The sequence below is a fragment of the Pseudomonas kitaguniensis genome (genome assembly GCF_049199985.1).
Lineage (GTDB): Bacteria > Pseudomonadota > Gammaproteobacteria > Pseudomonadales > Pseudomonadaceae > Aquipseudomonas > Aquipseudomonas kitaguniensis.
This window is the reverse complement of sequence record NZ_JBLZPT010000001.1, coordinates 561425-586807: the sequence shown is the minus strand read 5'-3', so window position 1 is coordinate 586807 and position 25383 is coordinate 561425. Positions and strand designations below refer to the sequence as shown.

22 protein-coding genes are annotated in these 25383 nt (G+C 60.8%); 9 read left to right on the top strand and 13 right to left on the bottom strand.

Translation table 11 applies throughout. From position 1 onward, the window contains the following. Positions 1-176: 176 nt before the first annotated feature. The 4 genes from bkdR (at position 177) to ACOZK9_RS02820 (ending at position 4143) form a co-directional block, all read left to right on the top strand. Positions 177-659 (top strand): Bkd operon transcriptional regulator BkdR, encoded by a 483-nt coding sequence (bkdR, locus tag ACOZK9_RS02835; protein WP_058413417.1) that lies wholly within the window; start codon positions 177-179, stop codon positions 657-659. A 205-nt stretch (positions 660-864) separates the two neighbouring features. Further along, positions 865-1092, top strand: coding sequence for a hypothetical protein (locus ACOZK9_RS02830; protein WP_058413416.1), 228 nt, complete (start codon positions 865-867; stop codon positions 1090-1092). A gap of 250 nt (positions 1093-1342) precedes the next feature. Beyond that, positions 1343-2884, top strand: coding sequence for a methyl-accepting chemotaxis protein (locus ACOZK9_RS02825; RefSeq protein WP_421555234.1), 1542 nt, complete (start codon positions 1343-1345; stop codon positions 2882-2884). Between the two features lie 32 nt (positions 2885-2916). Beyond that, positions 2917-4143 carry a cyclic di-GMP phosphodiesterase gene (locus ACOZK9_RS02820; RefSeq protein WP_421555233.1) on the top strand — a complete coding sequence of 409 codons (1227 nt, stop codon included), beginning with the start codon at positions 2917-2919 and terminating at the stop codon, positions 4141-4143. 4 nt (positions 4144-4147) lie between these two features. On the opposite strand, the gene ACOZK9_RS02815 is transcribed toward ACOZK9_RS02820, so the two are convergent. Continuing rightward, positions 4148-5011 (bottom strand): MBL fold metallo-hydrolase, encoded by an 864-nt coding sequence (locus ACOZK9_RS02815; RefSeq protein WP_421555232.1) that lies wholly within the window; start codon positions 5009-5011, stop codon positions 4148-4150. Between the two features lie 94 nt (positions 5012-5105). Here ACOZK9_RS02815 and ACOZK9_RS02810 point away from each other — a divergent pair, with 94 nt between their 5' ends. The 5 genes from ACOZK9_RS02810 to ACOZK9_RS02790 all read left to right on the top strand — a co-directional run bounded on the left by ACOZK9_RS02810 (position 5106) and on the right by ACOZK9_RS02790 (position 10744). Further along, positions 5106-5441 (top strand): ArsR/SmtB family transcription factor, encoded by a 336-nt coding sequence (locus tag ACOZK9_RS02810; RefSeq protein ID WP_058413412.1) that lies wholly within the window; start codon positions 5106-5108, stop codon positions 5439-5441. A 51-nt stretch (positions 5442-5492) separates the two neighbouring features. Continuing rightward, positions 5493-6737 carry an NAD(P)/FAD-dependent oxidoreductase gene (locus ACOZK9_RS02805; RefSeq protein WP_058413411.1) on the top strand — a complete coding sequence of 415 codons (1245 nt, stop codon included), beginning with the start codon at positions 5493-5495 and terminating at the stop codon, positions 6735-6737. Beyond that, positions 6738-7544 carry a sulfite exporter TauE/SafE family protein gene (locus ACOZK9_RS02800; RefSeq protein ID WP_058413410.1) on the top strand — a complete coding sequence of 269 codons (807 nt, stop codon included), beginning with the start codon at positions 6738-6740 and terminating at the stop codon, positions 7542-7544. It abuts the gene before it with no gap. 405 nt (positions 7545-7949) lie between these two features. After that, complete coding sequence (locus tag ACOZK9_RS02795; protein WP_421555231.1) at positions 7950-9596, top strand: MFS transporter; 1647 nt, start codon at positions 7950-7952, stop codon at positions 9594-9596. Beyond that, a complete protein-coding gene (locus ACOZK9_RS02790) occupies positions 9593-10744 on the top strand; it encodes an HlyD family secretion protein (RefSeq protein WP_058413408.1) in 1152 nt (383 codons plus the stop codon). Before ACOZK9_RS02795 ends, ACOZK9_RS02790 begins: the two co-directional genes overlap by 4 nt. Before the next feature lie 3 nt (positions 10745-10747). Here the strand turns inward: ACOZK9_RS02790 and ACOZK9_RS02785 are convergent, their stop codons facing one another. The 12 genes from ACOZK9_RS02785 to ACOZK9_RS02730 all read right to left on the bottom strand — a co-directional run bounded on the left by ACOZK9_RS02785 (position 10748) and on the right by ACOZK9_RS02730 (position 25207). Beyond that, positions 10748-11620 carry an aldose 1-epimerase gene (locus ACOZK9_RS02785; protein WP_421555230.1) on the bottom strand — a complete coding sequence of 291 codons (873 nt, stop codon included), beginning with the start codon at positions 11618-11620 and terminating at the stop codon, positions 10748-10750. Positions 11621-11709: 89 nt separating this feature from the next. Next, positions 11710-12990: a TRAP transporter large permease gene (locus tag ACOZK9_RS02780; RefSeq protein WP_421555229.1), complete on the bottom strand. Its 1281-nt coding sequence runs from the start codon at positions 12988-12990 to the stop codon at positions 11710-11712. 1 nt (position 12991) lies between these two features. Further along, entirely contained in the window at positions 12992-13519 is a 528-nt protein-coding gene (locus ACOZK9_RS02775; RefSeq protein WP_421555228.1) for a TRAP transporter small permease, read from the bottom strand. 74 nt (positions 13520-13593) lie between these two features. After that, the gene (locus ACOZK9_RS02770) at positions 13594-14565 is read right to left on the bottom strand and encodes a TRAP transporter substrate-binding protein (protein ID WP_058413404.1); all 972 of its coding nucleotides are present in this window, start codon (positions 14563-14565) and stop codon (positions 13594-13596) included. A 51-nt stretch (positions 14566-14616) separates the two neighbouring features. Further along, the gene (locus ACOZK9_RS02765; protein WP_058413403.1) at positions 14617-15492 is read right to left on the bottom strand and encodes an SMP-30/gluconolactonase/LRE family protein; all 876 of its coding nucleotides are present in this window, start codon (positions 15490-15492) and stop codon (positions 14617-14619) included. A 30-nt stretch (positions 15493-15522) separates the two neighbouring features. Beyond that, positions 15523-16347: an NAD-dependent epimerase/dehydratase family protein gene (locus ACOZK9_RS02760; protein ID WP_058413402.1), complete on the bottom strand. Its 825-nt coding sequence runs from the start codon at positions 16345-16347 to the stop codon at positions 15523-15525. Positions 16348-16567: 220 nt separating this feature from the next. Continuing rightward, positions 16568-17830: an OprD family outer membrane porin gene (locus ACOZK9_RS02755; protein WP_172979387.1), complete on the bottom strand. Its 1263-nt coding sequence runs from the start codon at positions 17828-17830 to the stop codon at positions 16568-16570. 217 nt (positions 17831-18047) lie between these two features. Then, the gene (copD, locus tag ACOZK9_RS02750) at positions 18048-18914 is read right to left on the bottom strand and encodes a copper homeostasis membrane protein CopD (RefSeq protein ID WP_152748391.1); all 867 of its coding nucleotides are present in this window, start codon (positions 18912-18914) and stop codon (positions 18048-18050) included. Between the two features lie 3 nt (positions 18915-18917). Beyond that, the gene (copC, locus tag ACOZK9_RS02745; RefSeq protein WP_421555227.1) at positions 18918-19283 is read right to left on the bottom strand and encodes a copper homeostasis periplasmic binding protein CopC; all 366 of its coding nucleotides are present in this window, start codon (positions 19281-19283) and stop codon (positions 18918-18920) included. A gap of 144 nt (positions 19284-19427) precedes the next feature. Continuing rightward, complete coding sequence (locus tag ACOZK9_RS02740) at positions 19428-20846, bottom strand: efflux transporter outer membrane subunit (RefSeq protein WP_421555226.1); 1419 nt, start codon at positions 20844-20846, stop codon at positions 19428-19430. Next, the gene (locus tag ACOZK9_RS02735) at positions 20830-21996 is read right to left on the bottom strand and encodes an efflux RND transporter periplasmic adaptor subunit (protein WP_421555225.1); all 1167 of its coding nucleotides are present in this window, start codon (positions 21994-21996) and stop codon (positions 20830-20832) included. Before ACOZK9_RS02735 ends, ACOZK9_RS02740 begins: the two co-directional genes overlap by 17 nt. Further along, positions 21986-25207, bottom strand: coding sequence for an efflux RND transporter permease subunit (locus tag ACOZK9_RS02730; protein ID WP_421555224.1), 3222 nt, complete (start codon positions 25205-25207; stop codon positions 21986-21988). Before ACOZK9_RS02730 ends, ACOZK9_RS02735 begins: the two co-directional genes overlap by 11 nt. Between the last annotated feature and the right edge of the window lie 176 nt (positions 25208-25383).

Genomic DNA, 25383 nt, shown 5'->3' with positions numbered 1-25383 from the left:
TGTGAATTTCTTGTAGTGGGCGCGCTAGCTGACAGTCGGTCTTCGGGTAGAAGGCTTCTTGTCCTACAACAATCATAGGCGGGGAATAGAAGAATATTTATCTGTGTTTCGTTGCGCTGCGGCTCATTTGCGGATAAAAAAACTGCATAAGCATAATAAACAGGTGATTTTGTCTCATGCGCAAACTGGACCGTACCGACATCGGCATTCTCAACGCCCTGCAAGAGAACGCCCGCATCACCAACGCCGACCTGGCCCGTTCGGTCAACCTGTCGCCCACGCCGTGTTTCAACCGGGTGAAGGCGATGGAAGAGTTGGGCCTGATTCGCGACCAGGTCACGCTGCTCGACGCCGATTTGCTCGGGCTGCACGTCAACGTGTTCATCCACGTCAGCCTCGAAAAGCAGAACGAGCTGGCCTTGCAGCAGTTTGAAGGCGCAATTGCCGATCGCCCGGAGGTGATGGAGTGCTACCTGATGGCCGGTGACCCGGACTATCTGATCCGCGTTTTGGTGCCGACGATCCAGGCATTGGAGCGGTTCATGATGGACTTTCTGACCAAAGTGCCCGGCGTCGCCAACATCCGGTCCAGTTTTGCACTGAAACAAGTGCGCTACAAAACCGCGCTGCCACTGCCACGGGACGGGCTGATGGTCTAGCGACTAAAACGTCCGCGTCTATAAGTGGCTGTGCGGTGAGATTTTTGTGAGTAAAAAAGTATCAGTTCTATTCATTTAGATAGGTGTGTAAAACCGAGTTCACTCAATGGCAGTGCCTTAAAACTAAACTTTATTATTTAAGAGTGGCTTTATCCTACAAAGCGCAATGTGGTGCTAAGCTCCAGTTTTATTCAGGCGGGCAGTGATGGAAGATCAGGAGCTTATTTGCCGCGCGCTCTACGACCTTAATCTCACCCAGCAGTCTATTATTTCTGCCTTGGAAGACATGGCCGCATTAGTAGAGAAAATGGATTATTTGCCCCCCGAAATTGTTGATTCGTTACGGCGTCATCTCGACACCGTGGCGCGCAACAGCGACAGGTCGCTCGATTCCATGTACTTGTTGCCCAGCATCAAAGCCTTGCCTCGCTAAGGCCGGATGCGCCCAAGCACTCCCAACACGCTTTAACATTGACGCGCCAGGACGGTTCGCGGTGGGCGAATGATAGCCATTGTCAGTCGCTCGTATTTAATCGCTCTATTAATAAATAAAAACCGTAAGGCAATGAGCTTCATTGCCAATTGAAAGAGTGAAACACATGTCCATGAGAGCCTTGAAGTTGAACTTGCGTACCAACATCTGTTTTGGGGTGGTGTGCGTTCTGCTATTAATACAAGGAAGTGTGACGCTGGTAAAAGTTGAAAAGATTTATGCGTCAACGGTCGACATTCAAACTAACTGGCTACCCAGTGTGCGACTGGCAGGCAGAATAGATTCAAGCTTTTACAAACTGCGCCTGGAATTGCGCCGTTTTGGCATGGACCGTGCCAGCCAGACCTCAAACTCTGATCAGCAGTTAAAGGACATGCGTTCGCAAGCGTTAAAAATGGCCGAAAGCTACGCGCCGATGGTTTCCGGGCCTGAAGAACAAGCTCTTTACGACAGCGTGATGCAGGGTATACACACCTACAGCCAGGAAATAGATGAATTATTGTCACGCTCCCCGACGATGCCCATTGAAGAATTCAGTGCGTATTTGCGTGACGTTACCGGGCCGGTGGCACTCAAGCTGCAGAACTCCGTGGATGACCTGATCACTCTCAATGAGCGGGGCTCTAACGCGGCGGTGGTAGTGGCTGCCGACGAGTACGCAACCACGCGCTGGTTTACCTGGGCGTTGATGCTCAGCTCATTGCTGGTGGCGGTGGTAATCGCACGTCTGTTTACCAACAGCATCATCGCGCCGGTGCGTGAGTTGTTGTTGTCGACGGCCAAGATTGCCGATGGCGACTTGCGTGTGGCTATTCTGATCAATGGCAACGACGAAATGACCGCGTTGCAGCAGTCCACGGCTGCGATGCAAATGAACCTCAAAGGTACCTTGCAGCATATCTCTGAAGCGTCCGGCCAGTTGGCTTCCGCCGCCGAAGAGATGAGTTCGATTACCCGCGAGTCGAGCGCAGGCATTGAGCGCCAAAGCATGGAAACCGACCAGGCGGCCACCGCAGTCAATGAGATGACTGCGGCCGTTGAAGAAGTCGCCAGAAACGCCGTCTCGGCCTCCCAATCGACCCAGGATTCGCAACGGTCAGCCGAAGTCGGCCAAGAGCGCGTGACGCAAACCATTGCTTCGATTCAAAAGCTCAGCGCCACGGTTCAGCAAACCGGGCTGGAAGTCGAAGGGTTGGCCAAGCAGGCTCAGGACATCGCCAAGGTGGTTGAAGTGATTCGATCGATCGCCGAACAAACCAACCTGCTGGCCTTGAATGCGGCCATCGAAGCGGCGCGTGCCGGTGAGCAGGGCCGAGGGTTTGCGGTGGTTGCCGATGAAGTCCGCGCGCTGGCGCACAGAACCCAAACCTCGACGCAAGAAATCGAGCAGATGATTGCGAAAATTCAGGTCTGCTCCAGCGAGGCGGTGTCGTCAATGGCATTGAACCGCAGCGAAGCCGTGGACTCGCTGAAAGTTGCCCACGAAGCCGGCCTGGCCATCACTCAGATCACCAGCGCTATCTCCGACATTGCCGAGAGGAATTTGCTGATTGCGACAGCATCCGAAGAGCAGGCGCACGTGGCGCGCTCCGTCGACCAAAACCTGATCAGCATTCGCGACCTGTCTATCCAGAGTTCTTCGGCGGCCGGTCAAACCTCGATTGCCAGTAATGAGCTGTCCAAGCTGGCGATTGACCTCAAGCAGATTGTCTCGAAGTTTTCCGTGAGCTGATCGCGGCCAAGGTTCGAAAAGGTGCATGACCTATGTTGAGATGTATTCCGGTGGCCCAGGTAACCCTGGGCATGCACGTGCACAAGCTGGATGGCTCATGGCTTGAACATGTGTTTTGGAAAAGCAGTTTTTTGCTCAATCGCGCGGGTGATTTACAGCGCTTGCAGGCCTCCCGGGTTCAGGGTGTGTGGATTGACACCCTCAAGGGCTGCGACGTCATGCGTGCCGACCCGAGGTCCCAAGATCAACCCGCAAAAAAGCCTGACACGCCCAAGCGGCGTGCTATGTCCTCACAAGCGGATTTGAAGGGTGAAGTCGCCCAAGCCGTCAAAGTGTGTGCGTTTGGCAAAATCGCGATCACCGAAATGTTCAGTGACCTGCGCATGGGCCGGGCTTTTGATCCGACCCCAGTGGCCACGCTGGTGGGTGATATTTCCCAGTCAGTGCTGCGCCACCCACATGCGTTGATCAGCCTGGCCCGCTTGAAAAAAGCCGATGAATATACCTACATGCATTCGGTCGCCGTGTGTGGGTTGATGATCGCCCTGGCACGCCAGTTGGACTTGCCGCCGGCGTGCGTGCAGGAAGCGGGCATGGCAGGGTTGTTCCACGACGTCGGCAAAATGGCCATTCCAGACGCTATCTTGAATAAGCCTGCGGCGCTGACCGAAGCGGAGTTCGAGATCGTGCGCGGCCATCCTGAGAAGGGCGCGGATATTTTGCGCACGTGCCCGTATATCAGCGCCGTGGTGGTGGACGTGTGTTTGCACCACCACGAGAAATCCGACGGCAGCGGCTATCCTCACGGCCTGCTTCAGGAGCAGATCAGCCTGTTCGCGCAAATGGGCGCGGTGTGCGATGTGTACGATGCGGTGACCTCGAATCGCCCGTATAAGCAGGGCTGGAACCCCGCCGATGCGATTCAGAAAATGTCGGAATGGAAGGGGCAATTTGACGCGCGGGTGTTCCAGGCGTTTGTGCGCTGCGTGGGTATTTACCCGGTGGGCGCGCTGGTGCGCCTGGAAAGTGAGCGTATCGGGGTGGTGATCAAGCAAAACCCCCACTCGTTACTCACGCCCATCGTCAAAGTGTTCTTTTCGGCGCGTTCGCGGTTGCCGATCATGCAGATGGTGGTCAACCTGGCCGAACTGCCCGACAAAATCGTTGGCCGCGAAAGCGCTGAAGCGTGGGGCTTCCAGCACGTGGATGAGTTGTGGTCGGGGCTCGCCGCCACCGAGGCGTCGCATTTCGACCCGTAGCTGATCAGAGCGTGTTCAGCGGGATTTTCAGGTACACCACGCCGTTGTCTTCCGCCGGCGGCAGGTGCCCGGCGCGCACATTGACCTGAATTGCCGGCAACAGGAGTGTCGGCATGCCCAACCCCGCGTCACGTTGGGTGCGCATGGCGACAAACGCCGCTTCATCGACCCCGTCATGCACATGAATATTATGCGCGCGTTGCTCGGCAACCGTGGTCAGGCACTTGGCTGCGCGGCTTTCGGGTGGGTAGTCGTGGCACACGTACAGGCGGGTGGGCGGCGCGAAGTCCAGCAGCTTGCGCATTGAGGCGTACAGTTGACGCGCGTCGCCGCCCGGGAAGTCGCAGCGCGCGGTGCCCACGTCGGGCATGAACAGCGTGTCGCCGACCAGAATCAATTCATCGTTGATCAGGTAGGCCATGTCTGCCGGTGTGTGGCCGGGCACATGCAAGGCTTGGGCTTTCAGGTTGCCGATATAAAAGATTTCATCCGCGGCAAACAGGTGGTCGAACTGCGAGCCATCGACGCGAAACTCCGGCTCCAGATTGAACAGGCGTTTGAACACATCCTGCACCTTGCTGATGCTCTCGCCGATGGCGATTTTGCCACCCACCTTACGCCGCAGGTAAGGCGCGGCGGAGAGGTGGTCGGCGTGCGCGTGGGTTTCCAGCAGCCATTGCACCTGCAGCCCGTGTTCACGCACAAACCCGATTACTCTGTCGGCCTGTGCGGTGTCGGTGCGCCCGGAAGCCGGGTCGTAGTTGAGCACCGAGTCGACGATGGCGCAGGGGCCACCGGCGTTTTCATAGACGACGTAGGTGTAAGTCGACGATGCCTCGTCCAAAAAGGCTTGAATCAACGCTGGCATGGCGGCAGTCCCTGGTGACGAAAAAATTGGTTACAATCAGTTTACGTTTACACATAATGTTTTGAGCTTAAGTGAGATAAAGGACCCGAGGCAAATGGAATCTACTCTGAGTGAGGGCGAGGTCGCCCAATTGCGTGCCTCCGCGTCCAAGGCCTGTGTCTTGCTCAAGGCCCTGGCCAATGAGGACCGTTTGTTGATCCTGTGCCAGTTGACTCAGGGTGAGCGCAATGTCGGCGCATTGGAAACCATGACCGGCGTGCGTCAGCCTACGCTGTCGCAACAGTTGGGCATCCTGCGCGACGAAGGGTTGGTGGCCACCCGTCGCGAAGGCAAATACATTTTTTACGGCCTGGCCAGCCACGAAGTGATTCAAGTGATGAAGACGCTGTCCGGCCTGTACTGCGGCGCGGTGATCAAAAGCTGGGCGTGACGCCATACGGCAACGCCCCTTGTGTGCATTGAATACAGAAGGCGATAGACCATGACCGACCAACACTGTGGCCCTACCATCAGTGGCGACATCGTAGTCATCGGCGGCGGCTCGGCAGGTATTGGCCTGCTGGCCAGCTTGCTCAAGCGCGACCCGCACCTGAACATCACCCTGATCGAGCCGAGCGAATATCACTGCTACCAGCCCGCCTGGACGCTGGTCGGTGGCGGCGCCTACGACCTGAAAAAAACCCGGCGCCCCTTGGCCGACGTGCTGCCCAATGGCGTTACCTGGGTGCAGGCCGCCGTCACTGAAGTGCTGCCGGATGAGCAAACTCTGGTGCTCGACAGCGGCCAGCGCGTTACCTGGGTCAACCTGATCGTGTGCCCCGGCCTGCGCCTGGCCTGGGAAAAAGTCGAAGGCCTTGAAGACACGTTGGGCCAGCACGGCGTGACGTCCAACTACAGCTACGAGCATGCCGCCTACACCTGGCAACTGGTGCAGCAACTCAAGGGCGGCAAGGCGATCTTTACCCAGCCGGGCATGCCGATCAAATGCGCGGGTGCGCCGCAAAAAGCCCTGTACCTGTCCTGCGATCACTGGCTCAAACAAGGCAATCTGAAAAACATCGAGGTTGAATTCAACCTCGCGGGCGCCGCGCTGTTTGGCGTGGCGACCTTTGTGCCGCCGCTGATGCAGTACATCAAGAAATACAACGCGCGCCTGGCGTTCAATTCCAACCTGATCAAGGTCGATGGCCCGTCGCGCACCGCCTGGTTTGAAGTAAAAGACGCCGAGGGCAACGTCAGCGTCGAACAGAAATCTTTCGACATGCTGCACGTGGTACCGCCGCAAGTTGCCCCGGACTTCATCCGCCAAAGCCCGCTGGCCGACGCCGCCGGCTGGTGCGAGGTAAACCCCCACAGCCTGCAACACCTGCGCTACCCGCAGATATTCGCGCTGGGTGACGTGTGCTCCACCACCAACGCGAAAACCGCTGCTGCCGCGCGCAAGCAGATCGTGGTGGTCGCCGAGAACCTGCTGGCCTTGCGCAACCAAGCGCCGTTGCCGCTCAAGTACGACGGCTACGGTTCCTGCCCGCTGACGGTAGAGAAGGGCAAGGTGGTGCTCGCCGAGTTCGGTTACGGCGGCAAGCTGCTGCCGACCTTCCCACTGGACCCGACGCGGGCACGCCGCTCGATGTGGTTTCTCAAGGCCACGTTGCTGCCGTGGTTCTACTGGAACGGCATGCTCAAGGGCCGCGAGTGGCTGACCCGCCTGAGCAAGGTGGACTAAATGCTGCTGGCCAGTGTGTTGGGTGTACTGATGGGCCTGGTGATGGGGCTTACCGGTGCTGGCGGCGGCATTCTTGGGGTGCCGGCGTTGGTGTTGGGGTTGGGTTTGAGCATGACCCAGGCCGCGCCGGTGTCGTTACTCGCGGTGGGCGCGGCGGCGGCGGTGGGCGCAGTTGATGGGCTGCGCCACGGCCTGGTGCGTTACCGCGCGGCGCTGTTGATCGCCTTGCTCGGCGCGCTGTTTTCGCCATTGGGGGTGTTCTTCGCGCATCAACTGACGGAGCCGGTGCTGATGGGCCTGTTCAGCGCCTTGATGGTGCTGGTGGCCTGGCGCATGTTGCGGCGCGAAAAGGCCGAAGCAGGGCCGAGTGACCATGGCGCCGCGTCGTGGGGGCAGAAGAACTGCATGCTTGACCAGCAGACCGGGCGCTTCGCCTGGACCGCCAAATGCAGCGCGACCCTGGCCGCGTTGGGCGCGGTAACCGGCGCGGTCTCGGGCTTGCTCGGTGTCGGCGGCGGTTTTCTGATTGTGCCGGCGTTCAAGCAACTGACCGACGTGCAGATGCGCGGCATCGTCGCCACCTCGTTGATGGTGATCAGCCTGCTTTCGCTCGTCGGCGTGGCTGGCGCGATGCATGCAGGTGTGCGTATCGAGCCGCTGGGCTGGGTGTTTATCGCGGCCAGCGTTGTCGGCATGTTGCTGGGGCGGCGCCTGTGTTCGGTGATCCCCGCGCGCGCATTGCAAGTGGGTTTTGCCAGCCTGTGTGTGCTGGTAGCGATTGGAATGTTATCCAGAGCGTTGCTCTGAAAAGCGCTTTTGTGGGAGTGGGCGTATATCAGCTACGTATTTGTCGCCTGACACAGCGCCATCGCGAGCAAGCCCGCTCCCACAGTTTTGACCGAGTTCGGCTTGTGATCTGCAAGCGCCCCGTTAAACCGCGATGGTAGAACGCATATGACGGAGCGGACGGCCTGAAAGCCGCCCCAACCTCACAAGCCGAACTCGGTCAAACTGTGGGAGCGGGCTTGCTCGCGATGGCGGTGTATCTGATAAATAGTTCTCAACTGACACACCCAGCGCTCCCACCTTCGAGTGTGCCGCCTGAATAGATCAATTGTGTCCCTGGCATGACAAAATGAACGCCTCTCAGGTTTACTACGCCTGGAGTCAATGCGCCACCGACCTTGCACGTCGGCTCACCAAGGTCATGCAATGGATAAATACACCCCACACACCTGGCAGCCCCACGAGCGACCGAGCTTGCCGGGTTCGCCGTCGACGCCGTTGCACAGCAACCCAAAGCGCTGGGCGTTCGCGTTGGTGGGCATGCTGGTGGCAATAACCGGTGGGCTCGGCAACGCGCTGGTGATCGCCAACCTGCAATACCTGCAAGGCGCACTCGGCGCGACCACCGCCGAAATGGCCTGGCTGCCCGCCGCCTATGTGATGACCAACGTGTGCATGAACCTGCTGCTGGTCAAGTTTCGCCAGCAATTCGGATTGCGTGCATTTACCGAGGTGTTCCTGGTGCTGTACGCGCTGGTGACCTTCGGCCACTTGTTCGTCAACGACCTGAGTTCGGCCATCGCGGTGCGCGCGGCCCACGGCATGGTGGGCGCGGCGCTGAGTTCGCTGGGGTTGTACTACATGATCCAGGCGTTCCCGGCCAAGTGGCGCATGAAAGCCCTTGTACTCGGGCTGGGCACCGCGCAGTTGGCGCTGCCGCTGGCGCGATTGTTTTCTGAAGACTTGCTGCAAATCGCCGAGTGGCGCGGGCTGTACCTGTTTGAGCTGGGCCTCGCGCTGATTTGCCTGGGCTGCGTGTTCCTGCTGAAGTTGCCGCCGGGTGATCGCTTCAAAACCTTTGAAAAACTCGACTTCCTCACCTTCGGTATTCTCGCCACGGGCGTGGCCTTGCTCTGCGCGGTGCTGTCGCTGGGGCGTATCGACTGGTGGCTGGAAGCCCCGTGGATCGGCGTCGCCTCGGCCTGTTCGCTGGTGCTGATCATGGCCGGCCTGGCCATCGAGCATAACCGCACGAACCCGTTGCTGATGACGCGCTGGCTGGGCAGCGGGGTGATGATTCGCCTGGCGTTGGCGGTGGTGCTGATTCGCATGGTGCTGTCCGAGCAATCCACCGGCGCCGTGGGTTTCATGCAGATGTTGAACATGAGCTACGAGCAGATGCACACGCTGTACGTGGTGATGTTGGCCGGGGCGATTGCCGGGCTGGTGGTCAGTGCGCTGACGATCAACCCGGCGCACCTGCTTATGCCACTGATTATCTCGCTGGCGCTGATGGCCACCGGCTCGGTGATGGACAGTTTTTCGAGCAACCTGACCCGCCCGCAGAACCTCTACATCAGCCAATTCCTGCTAGGCTTTGGCGGCACCTTTTTTCTAGGGCCGACCATGGTGCTGGGCACCCGCAACGTGCTGACCAACCCGCGCAACCTGGTGAGTTTTTCGGTGATGTTCGGTATTTGCCAGAACCTCGGCGGCCTGATTGGCGCGGCGTTGTTGGGCACCTTTCAGATCGTGCGCGAGAAGTACCATTCGAGCATGATCGTTGAGCACCTGACGCTGCTTGACCCGCGTGTGGCGGCGCGTGTGCAAAGTGGCGGCGCGGCCTATGGCGGGGTGATCGCCGACCCCGAATTGCGCAACCTGATGGGCATTCGCAGCCTGGCCACGGCGGCCACGCGTGAGGCGAATGTGATGGCCTACAACGATGTGTTCATGCTGATCGCGATCATCGCGGTACTCACCACGACCTGGATCTTTATCCGCAGCCTGTGGCTGATGAGCACCACCAAAGCAGCAGCCCCTCCCGTTCAACCCAGCGGCGTTTCTACATGACCGAAACAACCTCCACCACCACGACCACCAACGCCATCGCTTCGACCCCGGAAGGCACCGCGCCGCCGGGCGCTACCGTGACCGAACCGCGCTCGCTGCGGGTGCGTGTTATCTCGTCGTTAGGCTTTGCCGCGATCGCCATCGTGGGGGTGCTGATCGTGCTGTATGCCTGGCAATTGCCGCCGTTCAGCAGCGCCGTGGAAACCACCGAAAACGCGCTGGTGCGCGGCCAGGTGACGATTATCGGCCCACAACTGAGCGGCTACGTGTTTGAAGTGCCGGTGCAGGACTTTCAGTTCGTCAAGGCCGGCGACCTGCTGGTGCGCCTGGATGACCGCATCTACAAACAGCGCCTTGATCAAGCGCTGGCGCAGCGCGCGGTGCAGAAGGCCGCATTGGCGAATGCGGTGCAGCAACGCAACAGCGCCGAAGCGACGATCAAATTACGCCAGGCCGCGCTGGTCGACAGCCAGGCCCAGGCGCGCAAAAGTACCGCCGACTTGCGCCGCAACGAAGAACTGATCAGTGACGGCTCGGTGTCCAAGCGCGAGCTCGACGTGACGCGCGCCGCGAATGCGCAGACCGTCGCAGCGGTCGCACAGGCCCAGGCCAACCTCGAAATCGCCCGCCAGGACCTGCAAAGCGTGATCGTCAATCGCGGTTCACTGGAAGCCGCCGTCGCCAGTGCCGATGCGGCCGTGGAGCTGGCGCGCATCGATTTGTCGAACACCCGCATCACCGCGCCGCGTGACGGCCAGTTGGGGCAGATTGGCGTGCGCCTCGGCGCCTACGTTAATTCCGGCGCGCAACTGATGGCGCTGGTGCCGCCGCAGTTGTGGGTGATCGCCAACATGAAAGAAACCCAGATGGACAACGTGCAGGTCGGCCAGCCGGTCACCTTCACGGTGGATGCGCTGAACCATCGCAAGTTTCACGGCACAGTGCAGCATATTTCCCCGGCGACCGGTTCCGAGTTCAGCCTGTTGCAGGCCGACAACGCCACCGGTAACTTTGTGAAAATCGCCCAGCGCGTGCCGGTACGGATCAGCGTCGACCCGAATCAGGCCGAGAGTGAGCGCCTGCGCCCGGGGTTATCGGTGGTGGTGAGTATCGACACGGCGGGGCGCTTGAAAAACAGCCCGCCGTGACACTTACACCGTTGGCATGTATTTGAGGTTGAAATTCAGGTGGGTTGATTGGCCGTGTTCCAGCAGTTTTAGCCCCGGCTTGCCGGGCAGGTGATGGGCGTTCACCGGATGACTCACCGGCTCGACACAAAAAAACGCCAGCCCCGGCGGGCAGTACAGCAGAAAGTAATCGGCGCCGCTGGCCTGGCATTCCAGCGTATACCCAAGCTCTGGCTGCTCGATCACGCAGCGGCCATCCCACTCGCAAAAGGCATTGTCGACCAGGCCCTCCGGCAGGGTTTTGAGCTGCGCAAAGTCCCACTCATCAGGCACTGGCGCCAGCCCGGTAGGCAGCTTCGACGCATCGCTCAGCCACACCTGCGCGGCCTTGGCGTGTAAACGCGTGCCTGGCCTGCGCGGCAAATACGGGTGCAGCCCCACGCCATGCCACGCGGCTTTTTCGGCCAGGTGAGTCACCTGCACGCTGATGCTCAATTCACCGTTGCGCAACCGAAAACGCTGTTCGGCGCGGTAGGCGAACGGCGCGTCGCACAGCACCTGTAGCACCACCTCATCCGCTGTTTGGCTGACCACCTGCCACGGCTGTTGCCAGGCCGAACCGTGAATCGGCAGCGGATCGGTGAGGCTGTTCGGCGCCAACGCCAGCCAGCCCTCGGGGTTGTCGAAACCGCCGTGGGCGATGCGGTTGGACCACGGCGCCAAGGGATAACAGCCCAGCTTGCCTGGCAGCCCGGTGTTCACAGCCTGCTCATCGCTATGGCGCAGCAGGGGTTGCCCGCTGGCGCGCACGGTCCAGTTGACGATGCTGCCACCCACGGCGGGGGCCAGGGTGAGGTGAGTGAGTTGATCGTTGAGTTCGACGAAGTGTGCAGGCATGGGGGTGTCCCGGCGTATGAATTAGAACCAACACGGCAGATAAATAAGGTGGGAGGCAGCAAGCCGCCTCCCACAGTTGATCAAATGGTTTACAGCACCAGGCCTGGCAACCACAGCGACAGCGCCGGGATGTAGGTCACGGCCATCAATACCAGGAACAGCACGCCATAAAATGGCAGCAGCGCTTTCACGGTTTTCTCGATACTGACCTTGCCCACCGCCGCCCCGACAAACAACACCGCGCCCACCGGCGGGGTGATCAGGCCGATACCGAGGTTCACCAGCATGATCATGCCGAAGTGCACAGGGTCGACGCCGATGCCGAGAATCACCGGCAGCAGAATCGGCGTCAGAATCAATATCAGCGGGGCCATGTCCATCACCGTGCCGAGTAGCAGCAGCATGGCGTTGATGCACATCAGGATCACGTAACGGTTGTCTGACAGGGTCAGGAACATCGTGGTGATCTTCGACGGAATCTGCATCAGCGTCATGATGTAGCCGAAGCTTGCGGCGAACGCGATCAATATCATCACGATCGAAATGGTCCGCACGGTGCGGTGCATCAGCTTGGGCAGCTCGCTCCATTTGTAGTCGCGGTAGATGAACATGGTCACGAAGAACGCCCACAACACGGCAATCGCGGCGGACTCGGTGGCGGTGAAAATACCCGACAGGATGCCGCCGAGGATGATCACCATCGCCATCAAGCCCCATAACGCGTCAGCGCAAATTTTCAGCGCCTGCTTCAGCGGGATCACTTCGCCCTTGGGGTAGTCGCGTTTTTTCGCGAAGATCAGGCACAGCACCATCAGGCACGCGCTCATCAACAGGCCCGGCACGATACCGGCCATGAACAGCGAGGCGATGGAGACCGTGCCGCCGGCCGCCAGCGAGTAGAGCACCGAGTTATGGCTGGGCGGCGTCAGCAGCGCCTGCACCGAACCGCTGATGGTCACCGCCGTGGCGAACTCGCGCGGGTAGCCGCGCCGCTCCATCTCCGGGATCAACACCGAGCCGACCGAGGCGGTGTCGGCCACCGACGAACCGGAAATCGCACCGAAAAACGTCGAGGCCATGATGTTGACCAACGACAAACCGCCGCGCACGAAGCCCACCAGCACGCCGGCAAAGGCCACCAAACGGCGCGACATGCCGCCCTCGGCCATGATCGCCCCGGCGAGCACGAAGAACGGAATCGCCATCAGCGAAAATTTGTTCACGCCGCCAGCCACTTGAATCATCAAGGCCTGGAACGGAATGTCGATCCACCACGCGCCAATCAGTGCGGAAAGCCCCAAGGCGTAAGCCACCGGCATGCCGATCAGGATCAACGCGCTAAAGCTGCCCAACAGAATCAATGCGTCCATGTCAGGCAGCCCCTTCGCTTTCTTCAACCAGGTCCAAGCGCACCACGCGCCGTTGGCTCTGGTCACCGAGCAGGAGTTTTTCCAGCACGAACACCAGCGTCAGCAGCCCGCCAATCGGGATCGGCATGTACGTGATGCCCACGCGCAGGGTGGGGATGGCGCTCATGAACTGGTTCCAGGTGGACATGCACAGCTTGCTGCCCCAAATCGTCATAAACAGGCAGACGGTCGCCATCAACAGTTGCGAAAAAATGCCGACGAGGCGGCGTTGTTGCGGGGGCAGGCGGTCGGTGATCATCGCCACCGACATATGCGCCCCGGCGCGGTAGCTGGCGGCGGCGCCGATAAAGGTGAACACCAGCATCAGCAGGATGGCGGTAGGCTCGGGCCAACTGGAGCCGGTGCCAAGGATGTAACGGGCGAAAATGCCCCAGGGAATGATCAACGCGACCCCCAGAACCGAGAGGCCGGCGACCCAGATGCAGGTCATGTAAATGCGGTCGTTGATGCGCAACACTAAATTCTTCATGGCGTTCACCGTAACCGGGCGCGGCTGGCTACACAGCAGCCGAGCGCGCCGGGCCTGTGCAAGGGCAGGGGAGGTTATTGAACGGCGTCGATGCGCTTGATGGTGTCGGCGTACGCCGCACCGTATTTGGCGCGAACCGCTGCGGTGGCGTCATAGAAGGGTTTTTTGTCGACCGTAATGAACTCGACACCGGCGGCCTTGAGCTTGGTTTCGCTGCTGGCGGACTTGGCGTCCCACAGCACGCGCTCATCGGCTTGGGCGACCTTGGCGGCCTTTTTGACCATGCCCTGTTGCGCAGGCGTGAGCTTGTTCCAGGTGATTTTCGACATCACGATGGGCTCAGGCAATATCAAGTGTTCGGTGAGCGTGTAGAACTTGGCGTTCTGGTAGTGGTTGTGTTCAAGCAGGGTTGGCGGGTTGTTTTCGGCGCCGTCGATCACGCCGGTCTGCAAGGCGCTGAAAATCTCGCCGGTGTCCATGGCGATGCCGTTGGCGCCCATCGCATTAAACGCGTCGATGAACAGCGGGTTGCCTTGCACGCGGATCTTCATGCCTTTGAGGTCTTCGATCTTGCGCACCGGTTTTTTCGTGTAGAGGTTGCGTGTGCCGCCGTCCATCCAGGCCAGGGCCACCAGGCCGAACTCGGAGTCGGTGATCTTGGCGAGCATTTCATCGCCGATTTCGCCGTCGATCACCTTGCGCATGTGCGCCTGGTCGCGGAACACGAACGGCAGGTTGAACACGTTCACGTCCGGCACCACCGGCCCGACGATGCCGAGGCTGACCCGCGCCATCTGGATCGCGCCGACCTGGGCTTGTTCGACCACTTCTTTCTCGGAGCCCAACACGCCGCCGGGGAAGAACTTGAAGGTCAGTTCGCCATTGCTCTCTTTGGTCAGCGCGGCGCCCATGTTCTTCTCGGCGACCACCGTTGGGTAACCGTCGGGGTGGATGTCGGCAAACTTGATCTCCAGCGCGTGGGCGGCGCTGGCACACAGGAGGGTGAGAGGGAGTACAGCGGCCAGCAAGGTGCGTTTGAAATCCATGGGGTAGCTCTCCAGTCTTGTTATTGTTTTTTTCAAGGCGCAGCGGTGCAGCTAGAGGATAAAACTTGGTTCGGGCAGCCCGGTTACGCCAGGGTTGAGGGCGAACACGCCGCCGGCCAGCGACTGGGCGCTCTGGTCATCACGAATCGAGGTGACGAACAAGGTGTCCAGCCGGCTGCCGCCAAACGCGCACATGGTGGGTTTTTTTACCGGTACGGTGAGGGAACGGTCCAAGCGACCGTCGGGGGTAAAACGGTGCACCAGCCCGGCGTCGTTGGCGCAGATCCAGTAGCAGCCTTCGGCGTCCACCGCGGCACCGTCGGGGCGACCGAGGAACTGATGCATGTCCACAAACACGCGGCGATTGGACGGCGTGCCGGTGTCGATGTCGTAGTCAAAGGCCCAGATCTGCTGCACCAACGGGTGCGAATCCGAGGCATACATGGTGCGGCCATCCGGGCTGAACGCGAGGCCGTTGAGCGTGATAAACCCGTCTAATTGAGCGTGCGGCGCAGCACCTGTCGCGTAGCGGTAGAGGATGCCCTCGGCCGCATTCGCCGCCATGTTCAGCACCATGCTGCCGGCCCAAAACCGGCCCTGGCGATCACACCGGCCGTCGTTCAAGCGCATGTCTGCGCGCGGGTGCGCCACACTTGCCAGGGGCGTGGTGTCGAGGCTGCCGTCGTTGTGCGGGGTGAGTTGGAAGAACCCGCTTTCCATCCCCGCAACCCAGTTGCCCGCGGTGGTGCGGGCAATGCATGCGAGCATCTGCGGCGCGGTCCAGGCGGCGACGTGGCCGCTGGCGGCGCTCCAGCGTTGCAAGCCGCCGTTGGGAATATCCACCCAGTACAGCGCGTTTTCCTCTGGCACCCACACCGGGCATTCGCCTACGGCATTCCGGGCGTCGACGATCAATTCAGCATTCATGGCAACTCATTCCGTTGGGTTGATGGGCGTTCAGTCACCAAACGGCCCAGCGGCGCAGAACGCGCCGCCTTGATAGACCTTGGCCGGGTCATCGGCGGCAACCGGTGGCTGGCTTTCGACGTTGGCGCGGAACACTTCGGAGCTGTCTTTGGGGGCAAAACCCAAGTGCGCGGCGTAGCGGTTGTCCCACCAGGTGTCGAGGTTATCCGACACGCCGTAGACCACGGTGTGGCCGACATTCGGCGTGTACAGCGCGCGCTCGAGCAACTGGGTCAAGTCATCAAAACTCAGCCAGGTGTGCATCATCCGGCGGTTTTGCGGTTCAGGGAACGAGGAACCAATACGGATGCTCACGGTTTCGATGCCGTAGCGGTCGAAGTAAAAACTCGCCATGTCTTCGCCGTACGACTTGGACAGGCCGTAGTAGCTGTCCGGGCGGCGCGGCGAGTGGGCGTCGATGGTTTCGCCCTGTTTGTAGAAGCCGATCACGTGGTTGGAGCTGGCGAAGATCACACGTTTCACGCCATGCCGGCGCGCGGCTTCGTAAAGATGGAAAACCCCGCAGATGTTCGCGCCGAGGACTTCTTCGAAAGAGCGCTCTACCGAGACGCCACCAAAGTGCAGGATGGCATCGACGCCTTCCACCAAATGGTGCACGGCGTGTTTATCGGCAAGATCGCAGGTCTGTACTTCTTCGGACTCGCTGGCGGCGGGGGCCATGCTGGCGATGTCCGACAGGCGCAGCACCTGTGCGTAAGGGCGCAGGCGTTCGCGCAAGACTTTGCCCAAACCGCCTGCGGCACCGGTGAGCAGCAGGCGGTTGAATGGAACGGGCGTGGTGGTGGTCGTGGTCATGAGGGTTCCATTGTTGTTGTAAGTTGTCGTATGACTATGCCGAAGTATTGGTAGGAATTCGCGACGTTGTCAACGCTCTTGCAGGCGGTGGAACGCCAAATGCGGGAGGCGGCTTGCTGTCGATGGCGGTGTATTATTAATACATTTTGTGACCGACATACCGCCATCGGGAGCAAGCCCCTTCCCACAGGGAATTTCCCTTGGCGAGGAGGCCGACTGTTTACAGCAGCGAGATCGGGTAGCTGACGAAAATCCGGTTTTCGTCAAATTCATTGGTGCTGAAATCCCGACGCATGGTCGAGTTGCGCCACCGCACGTTCAGGTTTTTCAGCGCGCCACTTTGCACGGTGTAGGCCAGCTCGGATTCGCGGCCCCATTCCTTGCCATCGGTGATCGCCCCGGTGTGCACGTTATCGCCGCTGATGTAACGGTTCATCATGGTCAGCCCCGGCACACCCAGCACCACGAAGTTGAAGTCATGGCGCACTTGCCAGGATTTTTCCTTGGCGTTGTCGTAGCTGGCGTTGTAGCTGTCGTTGGCCAGGGTGCCGCCGCTGGTGCCGTTGATGCGCATCCACGCGCTGTCGCCGGTCAGTTTTTGCAGGCCCACGTAGAAGGTGTGGCCCTGGTACTTGGCCGACAGCAGGGCGAACGCGGTTTTGTTGTCGAGTTCGCCGGCCAAGGCGCTACCGTTTTCCTTGCCGTTGAAGAAGCCCAGGTTGGCGCCCAGGGTCCAGTCGCCGACCGGTTGGCTGTGAGTCAGGTTGAAATACTGTTGTTGGTAAATATCGCTCAGCTCGGCGTACCACACGCCGACTTGGGTGCGCTTGTCGTTGAAGCTGTATTCGCCGCCGCCGAAGTTGAAGCGGTCGGAGGTGAACCCCGCTTTGCCGTTCATGAACATGTCTTCCATGCTCGCGTCGTTGCGCGGGCTGTTACCGCGAAACTGCCCGCCGTAGAGGGTCAGCCCGGCGATTTCATTCGACGTGACCTGGCCGCCACGGAAGGTTTGCGGCAGCGAACGGCCGTCGTCGGAGCGCAGGATCGGCAGCACCGGCATCCATTCGCCGACCTTCAGTTCGGTCTTCGACAGTTTGGTTTTCAGCGCTACACCCAGGCGCCCGAAGTTGTCGGCCGGGCGACCGTCGCTGTGGATGGGCAGTAATTGCGTGCCGCCGGTGCCTTTGCCGCCATCGAGTTTTTGCGAATACAGGCCCAGCACGTCAATCCCGAAACCCACGGCGCCTTGGGTGTAGCCGGACTTGGCGTCGAGAATGAAGTTCTGCGTCCACTCTTCGGCCTTGCCCTGCGCGTTGCCAGGGTTGGTGAAGTTACGGTTGAAGTAGGCGTTACGCAGGTTGAGCGAGGCTTTGGCATCGTCGATGAAGCCTTCGGCGCAGGCGGCGTGGGGCAGGGTAAACGCCAGGCTGGCGAGGCCGATGAGGCCGAGACGCGCAGAGGAATTGCGGGCGAATTGACTCACAGTGAAGCTCCCTATTTTTTTTGTTTTTATTATTTGTTATACGTCGTCGTACAACATGGGAGCGGATATTTGCTGTGTTTTTGCGGTGTGTCAATCAGAAGTTATACGATGACCTCCCCGATTTTGTGGGAGCGGGCTTGCTCGCGATGCGGGCACCTCGGTGCATCAGGTACACCGAGTTGATGCAATCGCGAGCAAGCCCGCTCCCACAGAAAGCTTAAAAAGCCTGGCCCGCCGTGACCATCGGCGGCAGCGTGCCGAGCAGCGAGACAGCGCCGACTGCGCCAATCCCCAGTAACCATTCGAGCATCACACTGGCCTGCAACGCGCCCACGCGTCGCTCGCACTCCCGAACGCGCAACCGGTTGAGCAATGCCAGCCCCAACATTCCCAGCACCAGCAGCACCTTGATCAACAAAATCAACGCAAAACCACTGAACAAAGGCGTGGGCCACAGTTGCCCGGTCAACACACGAACATTGATCAAACCCGTCAGCACCAAGCCCGCGACCAGGGCGTAACCTGCGCCGCTGAAGCGCGTGAGAACGGGTTGCAGCGCGTGCTCATGCGACCGTCTGAGGATCAATACCAGCAGCAACAAACCGCCGAGCCAGGCACCGACGCAGACCAAATGCACCACTTGATTAAGCATCAGCAATTGCCCGCCAAGCCCACTGAGCATGGCGCCATGGCCTACCGGTGCCAGCGTCGCCAACAGCAGCGCAAGCAATGGCAGGCGCAACGCCGGCCAGGGTTTGATCAGCGCAATAACCAGCAGCAGGTTAAGCAGCAGATGCCAGACCCACACCTGGCCAAAAAAGGTTTTGCCCAGCACCAACTGCACCGTGGTCAGTTGCAGCGCCGCGTCCCAACTGCCGGCCATGCTCGCCGTGATCAACAAAAGCCACGCCACGCCGGAACCCAATCCCAGCCACGCGAGCGCGCGAGTAATGCGCAGCAGTTGCCGGTCCAGTGCCGGCTGCGGTTCAGCGCCGAGCAGCCAGGGCCTGAACACACAGGCCCCGAACATCAACAACACGACGATGAAATGCATGAAGCGGCACAGCACCAGCAGCGTCGCCATGGGTTATTGGCCGACGTTGAAGCTGTACTCGCCGTTGCTCTTGTGGGTGTCGACCGAGACTGCGTTCCACACCACTTTGTACTGACCTGGCGCGAGCGGGGCGGCGGGCGTCACCACCAGGGTTTTCTTGTCGGCGTCCGGGGTGTCGAGACCTTTGATCGCGACTTCGGTGCCGTCTTTGCTCAACGACACCTTGGTGAAGGTGGCCTCGATACCTTCGCTGAAGCTCAAGCGCAGGTCGGCTGGCGCGGCAACCGTGCTGTGGGGGGCAGGCGTGGTATTTTTCAGGTGGGCATGCGCAAACGCCGCCGAGGCACCAAGCAAAGAGGCAAGCAGCGCGACGGTGGTCAGGGTTTTTTTGATCAACATTGTGCAATACCAATCAATCGGAAGGAGCGCGCAGTGTACGAAGTTTCGACGCCGCGTGCCCACCTCGCCACTGCTTAAAACCGATGTAATACCCTCACCTGTGGGAGCGGGCTTGCGCGCGATAGGGCCAACTCGGTTCCCTAATCAACCGCCCGCTTGCCAACCGCCCCCCAGCGCCGTGACCAACCCCACGCTCGCCTGTAACTGGCGCGTCTGCACCGCTTGCAATGCCCTTTGCGCTTGCAACGCCGCCGTCTGCGCGGTCACCACGTCCAGATAACTCACGGCCCCCGCTTGATAGCTGTTCATCGCTAAGGCTTGCGTGTGTTGCGCCGCGTCCGCCGCCGCTTGCTCATCCTGCGCCTGCTGCTGCAAATCCCGTAGCTGCGCCAGGTTATCTTCCACCTCGCGCACGGCTTTGAGCACCTGGCTGCGGTACTGCGCCGAGGCTTGTTCAAACTCGGCCTTGGCTTGGCGTTCGTTGGCACTCAAACGCCCGCCGTCAAAGATCGGCAGGTTAACCAAAGGCCCGAGTGCCCAGTAGCGATTGCCCGCCGAAAGCAGATTGCCGACGCCCTGCGTCTGCCCGCCAATCAACCCGGTCAAACTGAAATCCGGGTACCACGCAGCTTTGGCCACGCCGATATTGGCGTTGGCCGCAAACACTCTGCGTTCCGCCGCTGCGATGTCCGGACGGCGTTGTAGCAGATGGCTCGGCAACTGCGACGGAATCGCCGGTAACGCAATCAAGTGCGGGCTGGCTGGCAAGCTGAAGTCGCTGGCCGCCACGCCGGTCAACTCGGCAATCGCATGCTCGGTCAGGTTGCGTTGCCCGCGCACGTCATCCAACTGGGCCTTGGCCTCGGCCAGTTGGTTTTGCGCACGCGTCAGGTCCAGCTCCGACGCTATCTGGCCTTCGTAGCGACTGCGCGTCAGTTGCAACGCCTGGCTGAAGTCATCCAGCGAGCTGTTGAGAATTCGCGTTTGCGCATCCAGCCCATTGAGCTGCACATACAGCGTCGCCAGTTGCTGTTGCAGGCTCAGGCGCGCCACCGCCAGGTCATCCGCCGACGCTTGCACCTGGGCATCACCGGCCGCCACCTGGTTGCGAATTTTGCCCCACAGGTCCACGTCGTAGCTCAGCGAAAACCCTGCGCTGTTGCTGTTGTAGATCGACGGCTGGGTGCTCCCGCGCAAGGGCCGCGAGTCCGATTGGCGTTGGCGCAACGGTTGCGCGCTGGCGCTGATCTGCGGGAACAACCCGGCATGCAATTGGCTGGCATAGGCTTGCGCGGCATCGAAGTGCGCGAGTGCCGCCGCCAGGTCCGGGTTGGCCGTGAGCAGGTGTTGTTGCAGGTCATTCAGGCGCGAATCGTTATACAGCGTCCACCACTGCGGGGCCAGTTGGTCGGACGGTTGCGCGCTGTGCCACGGGCCATCGCTGGTCTGTTCGCGGTAGCCCGCCGGCAGGTCAATCGACGGCACCTTATAGGTGGGCGCCATCGAGCAGCCGTGCAAGGCCAGCAGCATCAATGCGGCGAACGGCTTAAGCCTTGGGCGCATGCGCACCTCCGGCGTCGGCCAGTTGCACGCGGTCGCCTTCGCGCAGCGCATCGGGCGGGTTGTCGACCACACGGTCGGCGGGTTTCAGGCCCTGGTCGATCACCAGGCGCTCGCCGAGGTCGAGGCCGATGTGAATGTCTTGCAGGTGTACCTGGTTGTGCGCGTCCAGCAGCGCAACTTGGGTGCCTTGGGCGCGGAAGATCAGCGCGCTGGCCGGGATGCTCACGCCATGCGTGTCGGCCGGAATCGGCAGGCTGGCTTCGGCGTAATCGCCGGGCAGCAACTCGCCATTGGGGTTGTTGGCAACGAACTGCGCGAGCAGCGTGCCGGAGCGCCGGTCGATGGCGGTGGAGTCGCCGATCAGGCGCGCCTTGAAGTGCTCGCCGGGATGTTCGGGCACCGTCAGTTCGGCCTCAAGGCCTGTGTGGATGACCGCCGCGTAGTTCTGCGGCACCGGCACATAGAGGCGCAATTGGTGCGTGTCGGCGAGGTTGAACAGCTCGGGGTCGCTGTCGGTGTCGGCCTTGATCAACTGGCCAATGTCGGTGTTGCGCGCGGTGATGGTGCCGGCGAACGGCGCGCGAATAGTCTTGTAGCTTTCCAGTGCCGACAGCCGCGCATAGTCGGCGGCAGCAGCTTGGGCGTTGGCTTTGGCGGCGGCGGCGTTCGAGGTTTTTTCATCGGCCTCCTGGCGCGACACTGAGTGGCTGGCCAGCAGGTTTTGCCAGCGCGTGGCGGTGGTTTCAGCCAGGCGGGCGTTGGCCTGCTCTTGCACCAGGCGCGCGTGGGTTTGCGCCAGTTGCTGGTCGAGGTCGGGGCTGTCGATTTCCGCCAGTATTTGCCCGGCTTTGACCTGCGTGCCGATGTCGGCCTTCCAATCTTTTAAATAGCCGCTGACCCGCGCGTGAATCGGCGCCTTGCTCCAGGCCTCCAAGTGCGCAGGCAGGCGCAGGGTGTCACCCGCCACGTTCTGCTGAGGTTGAAACACCATCACCTGCGGGATGGCGGCGGTTTCGGTCCAGGCGGTAACCGATTGTTCATGCAGCGTGCGGGCGTGCAGGCCGTTGGCGACCAACAGCGCTGCCAGCGTCAGGCCGCCGGCACCCATGAGCATCAGACGCTTGCGCGAGGGTTTGTGATCAGACGACATGTGGGGTTTCTCCAACTGCAGCGCGAGTAGGGTGACGACCGTGGACCAGGCTGAAGACCACGGGAACAAACAACAATGTGGCGACGGTGGCGAAGATCAAACCGCCGATCACCGCGCGCCCGAGCGGAGCGTTTTGCTCCTCGGACAGTGCCAGCGGCAGCATGCCGATGATCATCGCCAAGGCGGTCATGCACACCGGGCGAAAACGTGTGTAACCGGCCTCCATGGCCGCCTTCAGCGCATCACCATGTTCGGCCAGGCGTTCACGGCAGAAGCTCACCACCAGAATCGAGTTGGCGGTGGCCACGCCCATGCACAAGATGGCGCCGGTGAGTGCGGGCACCGACAATGAGGTGCCGCTGAGGAACAGCATCCACACGATGCCCGCGAGTGCGGCCGGCAAGGCGGTGATGATCACAAACGGGTCGGCCCAGGATTGGAAGTTGACCACGATCAGCAGGTAAATCAGCAGAACCGCGCCGAGCAAGCCGAAGCTCAAGCCACTGAAGGCTTCATGCAGCGCATCGATCTGCCCGTGCAGGCTGATAACCGCGCCTTTGGGGCGCATGGATGCGGTGTCGTCGAGCACTTTTTGCACGTCGCGCGCCACGCCACCGAGGTCGCGACCTTGCACGTTGGCGTACAGGTCCAGCGTCGGCTGGATGTTGTAATGGGTGACCACCGCCGGGCTCTGCACGCGGGAAATGCTCGCCAGGCCGCCGAGTATTTGCGACTGGCCATTCGCGCCGGTGACCGGCAAGGCCGCAAGCGACGGCAGGCTGTCGAGGCGGTATTGCGGGGTGGCGGCGACGATGGAGTACGACACGCCGTTGGCCGGGTTAAGCCAGAACGTCGGCGCCACTTGGGAGCTGCCGGCAAGCGAGGCAACCATGCTGTTGGTCACGTCGCGTTCGGTAATGCCCAAGCCATTGGCGCGCAGGCGGTCGACATTCACTTGCAGCGATGGGTAGCCGGTGGACTGCTGGATACGTAGGTCGGCAATGCCCGGTACATGTTGCAGGCGACGTTCCAGTTCGACGGCGTAGGCGCGGTTTTCTGCATCGCTGCGCCCGGAGATTTTCACGTCCAGCGGGGCCGGCGCACCGAAGTTGAGGATCTGGCTGCTGATGTCGGCCGGCAGGAACGCAAAGTGGCTGCCGGGGAAACTTTGCGGCAAGGCTTCGCGCAGTTTTTTCACGTAGTTGGCGGTGGGCGCGTGGTCCTTCTTCAAGCTGACTTGAATATCACCGTCCTGCGGGCCGATGGTGCCGCTGCTGCTATAGGCCATGTCGATGCCGCTGAGCGGAATGCCGATGTTGTCGACGATGGTGTCGAGTTCATCGGCCGGAATAACCTCGCGAATCCGCGCTTCAATACGGTCGAACGCCGCCGCGCTTTCTTCGATGCGCGTGCCCAGCGGCAAGCGCACGTGGAGGGCGAGGGCGCCCGCGTCGGTGGCCGGGAAAAAGTCCTGGCCCAAGCTTGGCAACAGCAGGAACGAGGCGAGTACGCAGGCCAGGAAGCCTGCGATAAAACGCTTGCGAGTGCCCAATGCCAACGTCAGCAGGCCGTGGTACGTGTCGCGGATGTTCGAAAAGTGCCGTTCGAAACCTTGCTGAAAATTCAGCACCGACTGCAGCACGGCGTTGCGTGGTTTCGCGTGCTGCTCACCTTCATGGTGGTTGATGAATTGATCTTCGGGGTGATGGCCTGCGCCTTGTTCCGGCGTGTGCGGCTTGAGCAGGAACATCGCCAGTGTCGGCACCAGCGTGCGCGAAAGAATGAACGAGCTGGCCATGGCAAAAATCACCGCCAGCGCCATCGGCCGGAACAGGTAACCGGCGATGCCTTGCAGCAAAAACATCGGCACAAACACGATGCAGATACACAGCAGCGAGACGAACGCCGGGCCGACGATTTGCGCGGCGCCATCCAGAATCGCAGTCTTGACTGCCTTGCCTTGCTCAAGGTGCCAGTTGATGTTTTCGATGGTCACCGTGGCGTCGTCGACCAGAATGCCCACCGCCAATGCCAGCCCGCCGAGGGTCATCACGTTGAGGGTTTGCCCGCTGACGGCCAGCAGCGCAATGGCCGACAGCACCGCCAAGGGAATCGAGGCGGCGATGATCAGCGTCGAGCGCCAACTGCCGAGGAACAGCAGGATCATCGCGCTGGTCAACAGGGCGGCGATGATGCCTTCCTGGGCCACGCTGCCCACTGATTGCTTGACGAACACCGAGGCGTCACCCAGCAGTGAGGTCTTCAGCGACGGCGGCAGGGTTTCGTTGATGCGCGGCAGCATCTGGCGGATGCCGTCGATGATCGACAGGGTGGAAATACTGCCGTTTTTCAATGCAGGCATCAGCACCGCGCGGTGGCCGTCGACACGCACGATGTTGGTTTGCGGCGGTGAGCCGTCACGCACGTGAGCCACCTGGCCGATGGTGATAATCGCGCCGTCCACGGTTTTGATCGGCAGGTCGTTCAGCTCGTCAATCGCCTTGGGGCTGTTGTTGAGCAATATCGTGTATTCGTTGCGGCCAAGCTTGGCGGTGCCCACCGGGATGATCTGGTTCTGCAACGCCAGCGCATTGCCCACGTCCTGTGCCGACAGGCCTTTGGCGGCCAACGCTTGCGGGTCGAGGTCGAGGGTGATCTGGCGCTGCTTGCCGCCCATCGGGGTCGGCATCGCCAGGCCGGGCAGGGCGCTCAACGGCAGGCGAATGTTGTTCTGCACCAGGTCGCGAATCTTCGCTTCCGAGAGGCTCGGGCTGGAAAATGCCATTTGCAGGATCGGCACCGTGGAGGCGCTGTAGTTGAGGATCAGCGGCGGCGTGATGCCCGGTGGCATTTGCTTCAGCACGGTTTGTGAGACTGCCGTCACCTGGGCGTTAGCGGTGCGTATATCCACGCCGGGCTGGAAGAAGATTTTCACGATGCCCATGCCGGGCAACGACTGCGATTCGATGTGCTCGATGTCGTTAACGGTGGTGCTCAGGGAGCGCTCGTAGGTGTAAATCACCCGGCCGGCCATGGCGTCCGGTGACAAGCCGTTGTACTGCCAGACCACGGCGACCACGGGGATGCCGATATCGGGAAACACATCCGTAGGGGTTCGCAGGGCCGCCATCGGCCCGATGATGCAGATGAATATGGCCAACACGATAAACGTGTACGGCTTGTGCAGTGCGGTCTTTACCAGCCCGAGCATGCGTGAACCTCCGAGGGAGCAGAATTGCAAACCCCGGCAGTCTTGCCCGACCCACCTAACACGCACCTTTCAGCCAGGTGAAGGAACATTTAGTTAGCGGCTGAAGATCGTTTCATATGGATTCATTTGTTCTAAAAAGCGCAGCTCTCCAAGCTTGTAGCCCATCGGACGCGGAC

Coding starts and splice junctions, on each gene's coding strand:
- bkdR (WP_058413417.1), top strand. CDS start 177: ATGCGCAAACTGGACCGTACCGACATCGGCATTCTCAACGCCCTGCAA.
- ACOZK9_RS02830 (WP_058413416.1), top strand. CDS start 865: ATGGAAGATCAGGAGCTTATTTGCCGCGCGCTCTACGACCTTAATCTC.
- ACOZK9_RS02820 (WP_421555233.1), top strand. CDS start 2,917: ATGTTGAGATGTATTCCGGTGGCCCAGGTAACCCTGGGCATGCACGTG.
- ACOZK9_RS02815 (WP_421555232.1), bottom strand. CDS start 5,011: ATGCCAGCGTTGATTCAAGCCTTTTTGGACGAGGCATCGTCGACTTAC.
- ACOZK9_RS02810 (WP_058413412.1), top strand. CDS start 5,106: ATGGAATCTACTCTGAGTGAGGGCGAGGTCGCCCAATTGCGTGCCTCC.
- ACOZK9_RS02805 (WP_058413411.1), top strand. CDS start 5,493: ATGACCGACCAACACTGTGGCCCTACCATCAGTGGCGACATCGTAGTC.
- ACOZK9_RS02800 (WP_058413410.1), top strand. CDS start 6,738: ATGCTGCTGGCCAGTGTGTTGGGTGTACTGATGGGCCTGGTGATGGGG.
- ACOZK9_RS02795 (WP_421555231.1), top strand. CDS start 7,950: ATGGATAAATACACCCCACACACCTGGCAGCCCCACGAGCGACCGAGC.
- ACOZK9_RS02790 (WP_058413408.1), top strand. CDS start 9,593: ATGACCGAAACAACCTCCACCACCACGACCACCAACGCCATCGCTTCG.
- ACOZK9_RS02785 (WP_421555230.1), bottom strand. CDS start 11,620: ATGCCTGCACACTTCGTCGAACTCAACGATCAACTCACTCACCTCACC.
- ACOZK9_RS02780 (WP_421555229.1), bottom strand. CDS start 12,990: ATGGACGCATTGATTCTGTTGGGCAGCTTTAGCGCGTTGATCCTGATC.
- ACOZK9_RS02775 (WP_421555228.1), bottom strand. CDS start 13,519: ATGAAGAATTTAGTGTTGCGCATCAACGACCGCATTTACATGACCTGC.
- ACOZK9_RS02770 (WP_058413404.1), bottom strand. CDS start 14,565: ATGGATTTCAAACGCACCTTGCTGGCCGCTGTACTCCCTCTCACCCTC.
- ACOZK9_RS02765 (WP_058413403.1), bottom strand. CDS start 15,492: ATGAATGCTGAATTGATCGTCGACGCCCGGAATGCCGTAGGCGAATGC.
- ACOZK9_RS02760 (WP_058413402.1), bottom strand. CDS start 16,347: ATGACCACGACCACCACCACGCCCGTTCCATTCAACCGCCTGCTGCTC.
- copD (WP_152748391.1), bottom strand. CDS start 18,914: ATGGCGACGCTGCTGGTGCTGTGCCGCTTCATGCATTTCATCGTCGTG.
- copC (WP_421555227.1), bottom strand. CDS start 19,283: ATGTTGATCAAAAAAACCCTGACCACCGTCGCGCTGCTTGCCTCTTTG.
- ACOZK9_RS02740 (WP_421555226.1), bottom strand. CDS start 20,846: ATGCGCCCAAGGCTTAAGCCGTTCGCCGCATTGATGCTGCTGGCCTTG.
- ACOZK9_RS02735 (WP_421555225.1), bottom strand. CDS start 21,996: ATGTCGTCTGATCACAAACCCTCGCGCAAGCGTCTGATGCTCATGGGT.
- ACOZK9_RS02730 (WP_421555224.1), bottom strand. CDS start 25,207: ATGCTCGGGCTGGTAAAGACCGCACTGCACAAGCCGTACACGTTTATC.